The sequence below is a fragment of the Pseudarthrobacter sp. AL07 genome (assembly GCF_029960665.1).
Taxonomy (GTDB): Bacteria; Actinomycetota; Actinomycetes; order Actinomycetales; family Micrococcaceae; genus Arthrobacter.
Genome location: NZ_JASBRB010000001.1, coordinates 178,175 through 191,848, shown reverse-complemented (window position 1 = coordinate 191,848; position 13,674 = coordinate 178,175). Strand labels below are relative to the sequence as shown.

The following is a 13,674-nucleotide window of genomic DNA, read 5'->3' as shown; positions in this document are numbered from 1 at the left end:
CCCGCTTGCGGCACCTCCGCGTCTACAGGCGGAGCATCCTTGCCAACGGCGAGGCGAGTGTCCGGGCGAAACTGTTGGTCATGTGGTTATCCCGATACACCAACACATTGCCAACCACCGAGGGGCAGGCCCCGTCGGTGCAGAAGTAGGGGTAAGGGTCGATGAAATCCACGCCGGGAACCCTCGCGGCCGCGGCGGCCAACGGATCCTCCGGACGGTCCCCGGCCTGCTGCCGGACCGTGCACGCCTCGGCGGCCGGCCCATGGGCCTGCACGCAATCCGGTGCCGCAAAGTCAGGATAGGGGATGTCCATTACGACGGCGACCCTGATGCCGGCGTCCCGGAGCGGCTGGAGCATGGCCAAGTACCCGGACACGAGCGACTCCGGGTCCTTCCACCCCCACTATAAGGCGCGCCGATAGCCGGAGGGCGTCATTCCGGAGGCCACCACAAGGTCGAGCTTCCGGTGCAGGATGCGCTCCAGCGACACCCGGTTCTGGTGGGGGCAGTTATTGAAGACCGTATCCGTAGATTCCGGCGGTGCGGCTGAAAACGGGCAGCCGTTCCGGACCATCGCCTGGACGTTCCAGCCAGCCTGCTCCCCCACCAGCAGCAGGGGGTCAATCAGCTGGCCCGCATGTGAATCACCAACTACCATCATGGTCCGCTCCGCGTGTGGACGACCGTAACGGCACGCCTCATCGACCATCGTGGAGGGATCGAACGCGCCGCACTCGTTGCCGCCCGTCAACGGCACATCCTTCATCGCCACGGCCGGGTCCGGCCGCAGTGCGAGCCGGATGGCACTGCCGCCGGCCGGTCCCTGTCGAGCGCCATCGCGCCCGGATACTGGCGAAGATTAAGGGCACCGTCCAACTGCTGGGGTTTCGCTTCGACGATTCCCCATGGCGCCACCGCGGCCAAGAAGACTGCAGCCACGGGTCCGGAACCCAGGACAAACGCGCCACGGTTGCGGGACCGGCCAGTGGGGCCGCCCGCGGGGCTCCCCAGCGGATGCCGGAGCGGCACGCGGAACCTCTGTTCGACAAGGTAGTAGGACGCAATCGCCGAGGCCAGAATGATCAGCGCTATCACCGATCCGTGAAGGAAGCTGGGCGTCCTGCCGAGGTGGAAGACATAGAAGACGACCACGGGCCAGTGCCACAGGTAAAGGGAATAGGAGATGTCCCCAAGGAACTTGGCCGGTCCGACAGCGAGCAGCGACGACGCGCAAAAGCGCCCGGCGTCGTCCGTCCTTTCCGGTTCGATGCCCGCCGCCAGCCCGGCCCACCCCAGAAGCCGCCCCGTCCGTTCCCCCAGCTGCAACCGCGGGGCGGTCAGTGCGAGGATACCGCCGAGGCCGAGTTCCCAGACATGGTAGATGTGGCGAAGTAGGCGACGTCCTGGTCCGCTGCCAAGAAGGCGATGCTGTGGACAAATGAAACCGCTGACAGCGCAACGATCAGGTAGAGACACGCCGTTGTCCTGGGCAGGCCGGACTTTCGGGCCAAGGCGGCCGCAGCCAACAGGCACAGCGGCACCACCAGGTAGAACTGCTCCTCGACGGCCAGCGACCAATAATGCTGGACGGGCGATACAAGGGCCGTGGCTCCTTCGTAGCTGCCGGAGCCGAACGCCTGCTTCCAGTTCTGGACCTGCAGGGCCGCCATGATCACGTCGAAGGAGATCGACTGCCATCGGCTTTGCGGGAGTAGGAGCACCATCGCCGCGAGGGTTGCCAGCAGGACCAGGCTGGCCGCCGGGAGCAGCCGCCTGATCCGCTTTGCGTAAAAGGACCGCACGGACACCCGTCCGGTGGCCTCGACTTCGCGGACGAGCGATCGGACGATGAGGAAACCCAAGATGACAAAGAAGACGTCGACGCCAACAAAGCCGCCCGGCAGTACCTGCGGCCAGATGTGGTAGACGATGACCAGCCCCACGGCCACTGTCCTGAGGCCTTGGATGTCGCGCCGAGGCGCAGGCAAAGATGACACAACTACCTTCCGTTGAGAGCGATAGTTGTCCGCTTCGTTGCTGGACGTTCTCTCCCGCAGGAGCGGGCTGGCCTGCTGCTAGGAGCGCAGCATTGCCACGGCGTCGTGAATCGGCCCGTCGAAGAGCACGTTTCCGTGCTCCAACAGTATTCCCCGCGCGCAGATGCGCGACACCAGGTCAAGGTCATGGCTGACCACCACGAGCGTCTTCCCGTTCCGGGCCAGTTCCTGGATCTTGTCGATGCACTTCCGCTGGAAGGGCTCGTCGCCGACGGCGAGGATCTCGTCAATCAGGAACACTTCAGGATCCGTGTGCACGGCAACCGAGAACGCCAGCCTCAGGTACATGCCCGAAGAGTAGAACTTGACCTCGGTGTCGATAAACTGGCCGATCTCAGAAAACTCGACAATATCGTCGAATCGGTCATTGACCTGTTGCTCAGTCATCCCCAGGATGGCGCCGTTGAGGAACACGTTGTCGCGGCCGGAAAGGTCTGGGTGGAATCCCGCCCCCACTTCGATCAGGCCCGCTACGCGGCCCCGTGTCCGCACCGTGCCGGAGTCCGGCAGCATCACGCCTGAAATGTGCTTCAGCAGCGTGGATTTTCCGGATCCGTTCAGTCCCAAGAGCGCGACCGTCTCGCCCGTCTTCACCTCCACCGATACGTTCTTCAGGGCGTGGAATTTCTCGGACAGGTCGCCTTTTCGTCCCTTGGCAAGCCAGACGACGGCCTCCTTGATGGACCGGGTATGGCGCAGCACGAATTGCTTGCTGACGTCAGAGACTTCGATTGCGTTGACCACTCACAACTCCTGCGCGAAGCGGCCCTCGAGCCGCCGAAAAGTGAATTGGCCCAGAACCAGGACCAACAGTGCAATTGCCAGTCCCACAGGTGTCCAGAGGCTGAACAGATTGGGAGGCATGGTAGCGGATCCATCCGTCGTCGGGAACCAGAAGGCATAGTGGAAGAGCTCGACGCCGATCGTCACCGGATTTGCCTGGTAGACGGCGAACGCAGTTGTGCCGAGTTTCTGCTCAACCATGGTCCACGCGTACATCACGGGTGAGGCCCAAGTCGCTACCATCAGCAACATGTCCACGAGGTTTTCAGAGTCGCGGAAGTAGACGTTGGCGGCGCCGAATAACAACCCCAGACCGGTTGCAAGCAAGCCAACAATCGCAAAGCCGGCAACGGCCGCAAGAAGCTGGAAGACGTCTGGGTGCCACCCAGCAAAAAGGCAGCCAGCCACCAGCACCACCAGCTGAGGGAAGAAGTGGACAGCCGAGACCCATACGGACGCAACCGGGAATAGCTCGCGCGGAAGATAGATCTTCTTGATCAGGTTGCCGTTGTTGACTATCGACCTGGCCGCGTTGCCCAACGCCTCAGAGAAAAAATTGATCAGGACGATGCCTGAAAACAGGTAAACGGCGTAGTTTGATAGCCCCTCAGGGTTCCTCGGACTGCGTTCCAGCCCGAGGAACACACCAAGTGCCACATAGAAAACAATGAACTGCACACCGGGCTTAACGTAGGACCATAGGAGCCCAAGAACGGAGCCGCGGTAGCGGACCTTGAGTTCCTTCCGCACCAACAGTTTCAGCAGAAAGCTGGACTGGCGAAGATCGCGCAGGCCGCCGCCCAAGCCGGGCGTGGTTAGTTCCCCGGGACTGATCCCGCTCACTTGACCTCGTTCTGAGTGTGTTGCTCGAACGTCTTCCTCCAGGACTCAATCGACGTGAGGTCGTTCATTGCGGCCTTGTATTTCCGGCTGAGTTGCGGCCAGTCCTTGAGCAGCTCTGCGTGCAGGCGTGCGCTTTCGGCCAGCATCTTCCGAAGCTGCTTCGGATCCCGCCGGTACCAGGAGGCGCCGGTACCCTCGGCGTTGGACACTACGGCGCTGTCGTACTGGGCCATCCGCCACCAGCGGTTGTCCTGGTGGGCAACAGTCGCCTGCGGCCGCTCGGCGTTCGATCCGCTGACTGGGGATGCGAGCTGCCGGATCACGGTCTTGACTGCCCATGGTAGGAGCGAGAACTTAGACGGCTGTGAGATCCCGTGTCCCCTGCGTGGAGGCTTGTCCATTTTCGGGGCGGGGAACTCGTCCGGGTCGGGGCGGAACACGGAATCCGAGTACCCTGACATCATTTCCCGGATCTGGGGCAGCTTGGACGGGAGCAGGTCCCGCAGCGCATCCGGACCCTTCAGGATGTCCTCAAGGGCCCATCCACGGCCGTGCACGGTGGCGTACTGCATCGACACCAGGTGCTTGACATCGATGTACTGGGATTCCCGGACAACGCGTCCACCATGTTCATAGGGGCTGTGCAGCAGCGCTGCAACCACCCGGTTACGGGCGTGGAAGTAAGCCTGCCAACCAACGAGGTCGTCTTTGTCGATCCAAGATACATGCCAGACGGCTGAACCGGGCAGAGAGACCGTGGGGACGCCATGAGCCTTCGCTCGAAGTCCGTATTCTGAATCGTCCCATTTGATGAATAGCGGAAGGGAGAGCCCGATTTCGCGAATCACCTTCGTCGGAATCAGGCACATCCACCAGCCGTTGTAATCCACATCGCAGCGGCGGTGCAGCCAGGACGTCTGGCGGAGGTTTGAGGACATGAAGTCGTGTCCAAGAATCATCTCTTCGTTGGGCAGCGATGGTTGGAACCGGTATGGGTTCACGACTTCGCCGAACGTATGAAGGACTGTCCGGTTGTACAGGTCGAACATGTGTCCGCCGACAATCGTAGGAGTCTTGCAGCGGTCCGCGAACGTCAGCAGCCTTATGATGCTTTCAGGCTCGACGACGACGTCATCATCCATCAGCAGTACGTAATCGCTGCCATTCTCCACAGCTTCGAACATCCCCCGGGCAAAACCTCCGGAGCCTCCGAGGTTGGACTGGTTGATAATCCGCAGTTTCCCCTGCAGGGAATCCCGGACCTCCGCAAAGCCTTCCGCATCCGTAACCTTCTGGGATCCCTGGTCGACGATCAGGATTTCGTGGACGTGTTCCAGCGCCTCGCCGCTGTCAGCGAGAAGCCGCAAGTTGTTGAGGCAGAAGTCCGTCTTGTTAAGCGTCGTGATCTGCAGCGTCACGGAACCAGGCTGGCCCTCGGCCGCCGGGCCCTGCCATTCCGCGTCCAGCATGACGAGCGGTTCCGAGCCGGCCACGAGATCGAACCAGTACCACCCGCCGTCGCCGAACGGTGCTAGGGACAGTTCGAAGAAATTCTCCGAAATGCCCTCCACCCTGCGGGTGTCCACGCGCTGCAGCGAACCGCGCGCATTCGACTTGTAGACGATGACGGATCCGGTCCCTTGCGTGCGCACATGCAGGCGGATCTTCTCAACGCTGGTCCACCGGCGCCAATAGCTGGCAGGAAAAGCGTTGAAGTAGCTACCGAAAGAGACGCGCTCCCCGGACCGGACGGACGTCGAGAAGCGAGACAAAAAGTCCTCAACGTGAGCTTCTTTCGTCGGGCTGCTGAAGGCCTGGGGCTTGCTGGCTTTTCCGTCGCGGTCGCCGACGGTGGGCAGTTGGATACCCGTGGCAGTGCCCATGTCCATGTAAAGGGGCACCGTATCCATCTGGCTGGCACTCGGCAGAATAACCCGCTGGAGCGTATCCCAGCGTTCTTCGTTGGCCTGTGAGCTTTCGGTGCCGTTCGTGCTTTCAGTTGAGACACTCATGCGTCTACGCCTCCGCTTTCAAGCTTCGCTCCGCCTTCAAAATGCGGCCGAATCTGGTTGTCAAACATGGTCAGGGCCGAGCCGATGGCCATGTGCATATCAAGGTACTTGTACGTGCCAAGGCGTCCGCCGAAGAGGACGTCCTTCTCCGCAGCAGCGAGGTCACGGTACTTCAGCAGCCGTTCCCGGTCCGTGGGCGTGTTGATCGGGTAGTAGGGCTCGTCGCCCTTTTCGGCGGCACGCGAGAATTCGCGCATGACGACGGTCTTTTCCGTCTGGTAGTCGCGCTCGGGGTGGAAGTGACGGGGCTCGATGATCCGCGTGTAGGCCACTTCGGCGTCGTTGTAGTTGACCACCGACGTTCCCTGGAAATCGCCGACGTCGAGCACTTCCTTCTCGAAGTCGATGGTGCGCCACGAAAGGTCGCCTTCGGCGAAATCGAAGTAACGGTCAACCGGACCGGTATAGATCACGGGGATGTTCCCGACGACCTTGTTCTTGCTGTACTCGTGCGACTCGTCGAAGAAGTCGGTGTTGAGCCGAACTTCAATGTTCGGGTGTTCCGCCATCTTTTCGATCCAGGCCGTGTAGCCGTTCGTGGGCAGGCCCTCGTACTTGTCGTTGAAGTACCGGTTGTCGTAGTTGTAGCGCACCGGGAGCCGGGAGATGATGCCCGCGGGCAGGTCCTTGGGATCGGTCTGCCACTGCTTGCCGGTGTAGTGCTTGATGAACGCCTCGTACAGCGGCCGCCCGATGAGCTGGATGCCCTTGTCATTCAGGTTCTGCGGATCCGTCCCGGCAAGTTCGCCAGCCTGTTCCTGAATCAGAGCCTGCGCCTGACCCGGCGTCAGGTTGGCGCGGAAGAACTGGTTGATGGTGGCCAGGTTGATGGGCAGTGAGTAGACCTCGCCCTTGTGCACTCCATAGACCTTGTGGACGTAGTTCGTGAAGGTGGTAAACCTGTTGACATACTCCCACACGCGCTCGTTGGAGGTGTGGAACAGGTGCGCGCCGTAGCGGTGCACTTCGATCCCGGTCTGCTCTTCCTTCTCGCTGTACGCGTTCCCACCGATGTGGTGGCGGCGGTCGAGGACGACCACCTTCAAGCCGAGCTCAGTGGCGGCCTGTTCTGCGATTGTCAGGCCGAAAAAGCCAGACCCTACGATGACGAGGTCAGCGGTCACAAAATCTCCTGGTTCGAAAGCGGGCAGCGCAATGGTGCGCATTGTCTGCTGCACCAGCCTACCCGAGGCCCTATCGTGACCTACTAATCCTTCGGCTCAGTCCTTATCCACATACGGGCATCACCCCCACGACACGCTCCAGCCTGGCGGCTAGCTTGAAGACAAGCTGACCGTTAGGACTCACACATCATGCCGCTGCACTGCACGCTCGTTCGGAGCCCGGGCGCAGCTCTGCAGGAACCACCCGTGGAGCTGACCATCGGGGGTCCACACGGGGCTGCCGGTGCGGAACTGCAGGCAGCGCTGTCCTGCAAGTTTGGGACGGGCACGGTGAGCGTCAACGGCCGGCATGTCAGCTCGCTCACACTCGGGCAGCCTCCGCTGGTCAACGGGGCCACACTCGTCGATGGCGCGGACCTGACGGCACGCAGGTCCAGGCAGCGCACCTCCGAGCCTCCGGCGTCACTGGCCTTGGCGGTCCACAGCGGTGCCGGCGCGGGGACGGTCGTGCCGCTGCGGCGGGGTACATACACCCTAGGCCGCAGCAATGCCGACATTCTCGTCCCCGACGCCGACCTTTCGCGCGCCCACGCACGCCTGGTGGTCACCGAGACTGCCATCACGATTGTTGACCTGGACAGTGCCAACGGCACCGAGGTGGACGGCGAGCGCGTGCGGAATGCCGTGATTTCGACCGGCTCCACCATTCGTTGCGGCAACTCCACCATGTCATTGGTGTTCCTTGAGCGTTCCGGCGCCGGCCTGGACGACGCAGGAACGGATGTTCATGAGCCGTTGGTTGTCAGCCGGCGCGACGATCCCACGAACCGCGCGGCCCTGCTCCTGACGGCTGTCCTGCCGGTGGTCATCGGCGTGGGCCTTGCCGTAATGACCGGAATGTGGATGTTCCTGGCCTTCACCGCCGTCTCCGCAATCTCCATCCTGGTGCCCGTGATCGGCGGGCGCCGGCAACGCCGCGAACTCGCTGCCTCGGTCAGTTCCGCTGTCACCCAGGACCAGGAACGACGACGGCGGGCCGCGCCGCCGCTCTCGGACCTGACCATCGGGGATACAACAGGTAGGGACCGGGCCGGGCCGGTCGCCAACGAGGGCATCTGGCTGCGGCTGGGCCAGGCCATCCAGCTGGCCAACCTCCGGTTCGAGCCCACGGATCCGGGCCGCGCAATTCCTTGGGCCGGTACACTGCCACTCACGCTCAGTCCGGCCAGACCCCTCACTACCATCCGCGGGCCACTCGCCGCCGTCGACGGGCTGGTGCGCTCACTCCTGATGCAGCTCGTCGGCTATCCGCTGGGCCGGAATACCCGGGTGGTCGTCCATGGCAACGCGGAGCATCTCCCTTTCGCCGCACGGTATCTGGACGGCGTCACCCTTTCCAGTATCTCAAGCACTCTCGGGACCCTGCTCGAACGCGGCTTCGGGCCTCCCCATGGACACGGCCTGCTCCTGCTTTTGGACGCCACGGAGTCCTCGGCCAGGATCACCGCCACGGCCTTGGAACACGGGTGGCAGGTCATCCATGCCCCCGAAGGCGGGTCCGCGCTGACGAATGCTGACGTGGAACTCGGTGAACGCTCGTCTGTGTTCAATGACGGTGATGACAGCATCCGATTCGCTCCTGACCTGGCGCCCGTTGACGTCTTCAACAGGTTTTGCCGTCGACTGGCGCGGGAGGCAAACCAGCCAGTCGGTGCGGGACGGTCCATCCCCACGTCCTGCAGGCTCGCAGAGCTGCTCCCCCACTCCACGCCCGAAACATCCAGGCGATGGTCAGCGAACAGCAGCCGGCCCGGGCTTGCCGTTCCCATCGGACGCAGTCTTGAGGGTGTCCGGACACTCGATCTCCAACATGACGGACCCCACCTGCTGGTCGCCGGGACCACCGGCTCGGGCAAATCCGAACTCCTGCGCAGCCTGACTGTGGCCCTCGCCCTCAGCTACTCGCCAGACCGCATCAACTTCCTCTTTGTGGACTTCAAGGGCGGCTCGGGACTGGGACCCCTGACCGGACTCCCGCACTGCGTGGGAATGCTCACCGACCTGAGCAGCCATGAACTCGATCGCGCCCTCCAGTCCCTCCGCGCCGAGATCAAATTCCGGGAAGAGAGCCTTGCGGCAGTTCAGGCACCGGACCTGACCTCATTCCTGACAACGTCGGCCGGCCGGGCGTCGCCGCTCGCCCACCTGGTGATTGTCATCGACGAATTCCGGATGCTGGTAGAGGATGCGCCCGAATCCCTCAGGGAACTCATGAGGATAGCCGCCATCGGCCGTTCCCTGGGCATCCACCTGATCATGGCCACGCAACGGCCCCAGGGAGCACTGACAGCCGACATCCGTGCCAACGTCACGACCAGCATCGCGTTGCGCGTCCAGTCGGAGATGGAATCCGTGGACATCATCAATTCGAAAGCCGCGGCCGGGATCAGCGTCGATACTCCGGGCAGGGCTTACCTGGCCCGCGGAACGGAGGCTCCGCTGGAGTTCCAGGCCGGATCCCTGACAGCCGGAGCCATCCGATCCGAACCCGCCGGAATCTCGGTATGGTTGGCCTCCGAATACATCGATGCCCCTGTAGGGCTGGGGGGTTCCGGATCCGCCGGTTATGTACCGACGCCTGCCGAGGCAACAGCCCCGTTGATAGCTTCCCTGTCCGGGTTGTGGGAGGCCATGAACCGTCCGGCCATCCGGAAGCCGATTGCTGCACCGCTCCCCTGTCTCCTCCCCGAACCTGCAGGCTCGTCTGCCCCCGGGACCGTTGAAGGCGACGCTGACGACGACGATGGCGCCAGTGACAGGACCAAGGCCGACGGCGCTGCCACCTGCTGGTCCGTGACGCTCGGACTGATGGACCTGCCCGCCGAACAGCGAACGGCCCCTTTGGTCTGGGAACCTGCCGGCCACGGACACTTGGCCCTTGTTGGCGGACCGGAATCAGGAGTGCCCGAGGCCATCCGGCTGGCAGTCCTCGGGTTGGCATCCCACGCCCGGGAATCCCACTTGTATGTGCTGGACCCGGACAGTTCGTTCGTTGGATTGGCTTCCCACTGCCGGGTGGGCGCCATGGCAGGATTGCACGAGCTTCGCCGTGCCGTACGCATCCTGGAGCGTCTGGCACGGGAGCAGTCACTCCGGCTGGGACGTCCCGCCGCTGACGACGACATTCCGCTCGTGCTGGTGATCGCTGGTTGTGGATCCTGGCTCTCGGCCTTCCGTGCGGGGCCGCTGGCGTGGGCCGAGGACGTTCTCCATGACCTTGTCCGTGATGGAAGCCGGGCCGGTATCACGGTGATCATCTCCGGACAGCGGGAACTGGTCACTTCCAGGTTCTTCGCAGCCGTTCCGAACCGCGTGTATTTCCCGACCGGATCCAGCGACGACAGCCGGATTGCCTGGCCGAAACTGCCTCCGACAGCGCCCGCGGTGGGGAGGGGCGTCGCTGTGGGCGCGCTGTCAGGTGGACGAACTGCAGTCTGCCAGTTCTACACGGCTGCCGGCGCTGAGGCCGCAGATCCGGGGGTAGCCCACGCGCCGGAGCCTTCCCTGCGGCGTCGACCATTCCGGGTGGAGCCGCTGCCGGCCGTGGTTCCGGCGGCCCGGATCCACGACCGGTCGGCCATTCAGATCCCGGCTGGACTAAAAGGCAGGATGCCACTGGGGCAGCGCGTCCTCCGCATCGGCGTGGGCGGCGACGAACTTGAACCAGTATCCGTCCGGGCGCCTGCGGGTGGAGTGCTGGCCGTGCTGGGCGGCCCTTCGTCTGGCAAGTCGTCTTTTCTCCGGCTCCTGCCAAAGGTCAACCCTGAAGCAGGACCGTGGCTTATGCCGGAGCAGGACGCCGAGCCGGGGGCCTACTGGTCCGGGGTTCTGCGCCAAGCCACAACGGGCGGTCTGGAACGGAACTCGGTGGCTTTGGTTGACGATGCGGACCTGTTGCCGCAGGAAGTCAACCGCGACCTTGCCGACCTCAACACGCTCGGAATCACGGTGGTGATGACTGCTGGGTACAGTCCGATACTCGCCCAGCGGGTTCCACTGGCGCTGCAGGCGCGCAATCTGGGCTGCGGCATCCTGATCGCGCCCCGGACCTTCCTGGACGGTGACCTCTTTGGGGTCCGCTTCGAGGCGGATCCCAACCCGCCACCGGGACGGAGCGTTCTCATCCAGAACGGCCGCGCCACCGCCGTCCAGCTGGGCTGGGTACCGCCGGATCAGTCGCTGGACGGATTGGCCGCATAGATGGCCGGAACACGCCTAGAACGCCGGAGGCGAATCGCCTGTCCGGGATGCATAGCTGATGACGCGTTTGTCGAACAGGAGGACTATGGCCGCAAGTGCCGGCACCACCATGGCGATCCCCGCCCAAATGACGCCGCCGGAAAGGGTCGGGACGCCGATAGTAAGGACAAACAACTGGGCAACCAGCGCCGTTGCCCGCGTCCACCGGCGCCCACGGACGAGGAAGTGCCCCACCGAATAGAGCCAGGCCGAGAACGCGAGCAACAGGCCCAACGTAAAAACGGCTCCCCAAAAAGACAGGACCGGCGCACCGGTCAGGAGTTCGTAGCCGAACCAGGCGGCGGCAACCAATAGCGCGGTGGCCTCAGCGGCAACAACAAGAGCTATCGCCACAATGCCGCGCGGGCGCGTGGATGGCGATGGGTCTGCAGGGTTCATGGGGGGTCTTGACACATTGGCACCCTACCGGAGATAGTCGGACAGTGGCGGGGGGTCGGCAATGCCCATGTGACGTATCGCTCAGCTATCCGGGGATTTCAAGCTGTATTACCCCTTGTTTACACAGCGTTAACATGACAGGGTTGACTGAGATGACCAAGGGGGCCCCTCAGGGCCCTTTTCCTTTGTAGCTACTAGTGAATTATTTCACAAACGGCTTATCCCAGAATTGGAGTAACTGATCAGCATGGATTGGCGTAACCGCGCGGCGTGCCTCGACAAGGACCCGGAACTGTTTTTCCCCGTAGGAAACACAGGGCCTGCCCTCCTCCAGATTGAGGAAGCCAAAAGCGTATGCCGCCGCTGCCCCGTCGTTGACACGTGCCTCCAGTGGGCGCTCGAGTCCGGCCAAGACGCCGGCGTCTGGGGCGGCATGAGCGAAGACGAACGCCGCGCCCTCAAGCGCCGCGCCGCACGCGCCCGCCGCGCGTCGTAGGCCCTAGCACCGACAGCCTCACACGCCGATGGCCGCGACCCTTCCGGGTTGCGGCCATCGGCGGTTAGGTCAGAGACGGTCAAGTCACGTGCAAGGCCCCCGGCTACCTGGGCGCCAGGCTGAGCCGGATCTGGACAGCCGTTCCGCCGCCGTCGCGCGGGTGCCACGCGATGGTGCCGCCCAGCTCACTGGTGACCAGCGTGCGGACAATCTGCAGTCCCAGTCCCTCGACGTGCGGCGTATCCGGGAGTCCCACACCGTCGTCGGCAATCGTGACGGTCAGCAGTTCCTCGCCGTCCTCCTCTTCGGAACGGTCGGCGATGAGCCACACCGTGCCAGTGCGTCCTTCCAGCCCGTGCTCGACGGCGTTGGTCACCAGTTCATTGATGACCAGTGCCAGCGGGGTGGCGAAGTCGCTGGGCAGTTCCCCAAACAGTCCGGCGCGCTCGGTCTTGACCTGCTGCGACGGCGAAGCGACCTCCGCGGACAGCCTGAACTGGCGGCCGATCAGTTCATCGAAGTCAACGCTCTGCGCCAGTCCCTGTGACAGAGTCTCGTGGACCAGTGCGATGGTGGCCACGCGCCGCATCGCCTGCTCCAGGCCCTGCTTGGCCTCGTCGCTGACCATGCGGCGGGATTGCATACGCAGCAGGGCTGCAACGGTCTGCAGGTTGTTTTTCACCCGGTGGTGGATCTCGCGGATGGTTGCGTCCTTGGTGACGAGTTCCATCTCCCGACGCCGCAGCTCCGAGACGTCCCGGCACAGCACCAGTGCACCAAAGCGCTGCTGCTCATCCCGCAGCGGGATGGCCCGCAGCGACAGGCTCACACCACGGGATTCAATCTCACTGCGCCACGGCATCCGGCCGGTCACCACCAGCGGCAGCGTCTCGTCCACCAGCCGCCGGTCCTTCAGCAGGCCGGCGGTCACCTCGGCCAGGGAACGGCCTTCCAGCGACTCGCCGTCGCCCAGCCGCCGGAAGGCCGACACCCCGTTGGGGCTTGCGTACTGCACAATGCCTTCGGCATCGAGCCGGATCAGGCCGTCCCCCACGCGAGGCGCGCCGCGGCGCGAACCGGTGGGCGAGGCAAAGTCGGGCCACAGTCCCAGCGTTCCCATCCGGAGGAGATCGTAGGCGCACTGCCGGTACGTCAGCTCCAGGCGGGACGGCATCCGGGAACTGGTCAGGTCCATGTGAGTGGTCACCACGGCCAGGGTCCGGCCGTTGCGGACCATCGGCACAGCCTCCACCCGCAACGCCGTGTCAGTGCTCCAGTTGGTCTCGCTGGACCGTTCGATGGCACGGCTGCTCCAGGCTTTGTCGACCAGCGGCTGCAAGTCCTGCCGGATGGGCTCGCCCACAAAGTCGCCGTGGAACACGGTGTGCGTGGTGGACGGCCTGACGTGCGCCAGCGCCACATAGCCGTGATCCGGGTGCGGGAACCACAACGCCAGGTCAGCGAACGCCAGGTCAGCGACCATCTGCCAGTCGCCCACCAGGAGGTGCAGCCATTCGGCATCGCCCGGCCCGAAATCAGCGTGTTCCCTGATGGGGTCCGTAAAGATTGCCACTGCACCTCCAGTTACGACGCCGGGATTC

General features: G+C 63.8%; 10 protein-coding genes and 1 pseudogene. 2 read left to right on the top strand and 9 right to left on the bottom strand.

Annotated features, from left to right (window positions below; genetic code table 11):
- Nucleotides 1–22: 22 nt before the first annotated feature.
- The 7 genes and pseudogenes from QK290_RS00870 to glf all read right to left on the bottom strand — a co-directional run bounded on the left by QK290_RS00870 (nt 23) and on the right by glf (nt 6,879).
- A pseudogene (locus tag QK290_RS00870) lies at nt 23–658 on the bottom strand (SGNH hydrolase domain-containing protein).
- A gap of 104 nt (nt 659–762) precedes the next feature.
- Nucleotides 763–1,326 carry a hypothetical protein gene (locus QK290_RS00865; RefSeq protein ID WP_282328877.1) on the bottom strand — a complete coding sequence of 188 codons (564 nt, stop codon included), beginning with the start codon at nt 1,324–1,326 and terminating at the stop codon, nt 763–765.
- A gap of 11 nt (nt 1,327–1,337) precedes the next feature.
- A complete protein-coding gene (locus QK290_RS00860; protein ID WP_282328876.1) occupies nt 1,338–1,997 on the bottom strand; it encodes an acyltransferase in 660 nt (219 codons plus the stop codon).
- 78 nt (nt 1,998–2,075) lie between these two features.
- Nucleotides 2,076–2,801, bottom strand: coding sequence for an ABC transporter ATP-binding protein (locus tag QK290_RS00855; protein WP_282328875.1), 726 nt, complete (start codon nt 2,799–2,801; stop codon nt 2,076–2,078).
- The gene (locus QK290_RS00850) at nt 2,802–3,683 is read right to left on the bottom strand and encodes an ABC transporter permease (RefSeq protein WP_282328874.1); all 882 of its coding nucleotides are present in this window, start codon (nt 3,681–3,683) and stop codon (nt 2,802–2,804) included.
- The gene (locus QK290_RS00845) at nt 3,680–5,695 is read right to left on the bottom strand and encodes a glycosyltransferase (protein WP_282328873.1); all 2,016 of its coding nucleotides are present in this window, start codon (nt 5,693–5,695) and stop codon (nt 3,680–3,682) included. The genes QK290_RS00850 and QK290_RS00845 overlap by 4 nt, the downstream gene beginning before the upstream one ends.
- On the bottom strand, nt 5,692–6,879 hold the full coding sequence (gene glf / locus QK290_RS00840) for a UDP-galactopyranose mutase (RefSeq protein ID WP_282328872.1): 1,188 nt from the start codon (nt 6,877–6,879) through the stop codon (nt 5,692–5,694). The genes QK290_RS00845 and glf overlap by 4 nt, the downstream gene beginning before the upstream one ends.
- Nucleotides 6,880–7,125: 246 nt before the next feature.
- Between glf and QK290_RS00835 the strand changes: the two genes are divergently transcribed.
- The gene (locus QK290_RS00835) at nt 7,126–11,139 is read left to right on the top strand and encodes an FtsK/SpoIIIE domain-containing protein (protein ID WP_282328871.1); all 4,014 of its coding nucleotides are present in this window, start codon (nt 7,126–7,128) and stop codon (nt 11,137–11,139) included.
- A gap of 15 nt (nt 11,140–11,154) precedes the next feature.
- Here the strand turns inward: QK290_RS00835 and QK290_RS00830 are convergent, their stop codons facing one another.
- Entirely contained in the window at nt 11,155–11,577 is a 423-nt protein-coding gene (locus QK290_RS00830; RefSeq protein WP_282329069.1) for a hypothetical protein, read from the bottom strand.
- Nucleotides 11,578–11,824: 247 nt separating this feature from the next.
- Between QK290_RS00830 and QK290_RS00825 the strand changes: the two genes are divergently transcribed.
- On the top strand, nt 11,825–12,073 hold the full coding sequence (locus tag QK290_RS00825; protein WP_003804966.1) for a WhiB family transcriptional regulator: 249 nt from the start codon (nt 11,825–11,827) through the stop codon (nt 12,071–12,073).
- A 103-nt stretch (nt 12,074–12,176) separates the two neighbouring features.
- On the opposite strand, the gene QK290_RS00820 is transcribed toward QK290_RS00825, so the two are convergent.
- Nucleotides 12,177–13,646 (bottom strand): PAS domain-containing sensor histidine kinase, encoded by a 1,470-nt coding sequence (locus QK290_RS00820; RefSeq protein ID WP_282328870.1) that lies wholly within the window; start codon nt 13,644–13,646, stop codon nt 12,177–12,179.
- Nucleotides 13,647–13,674: the final 28 nt, after the last annotated feature.

Bases quoted from the DNA above. Each gene is read 5' to 3' on its own strand.
- QK290_RS00845 (WP_282328873.1), bottom strand. From the start codon at position 5,695: ATGAGTGTCTCAACTGAAAGCACGAACGGCACCGAAAGCTCACAGGCC.
- QK290_RS00830 (WP_282329069.1), bottom strand. From the start codon at position 11,577: ATGAACCCTGCAGACCCATCGCCATCCACGCGCCCGCGCGGCATTGTG.
- QK290_RS00825 (WP_003804966.1), top strand. From the start codon at position 11,825: ATGGATTGGCGTAACCGCGCGGCGTGCCTCGACAAGGACCCGGAACTG.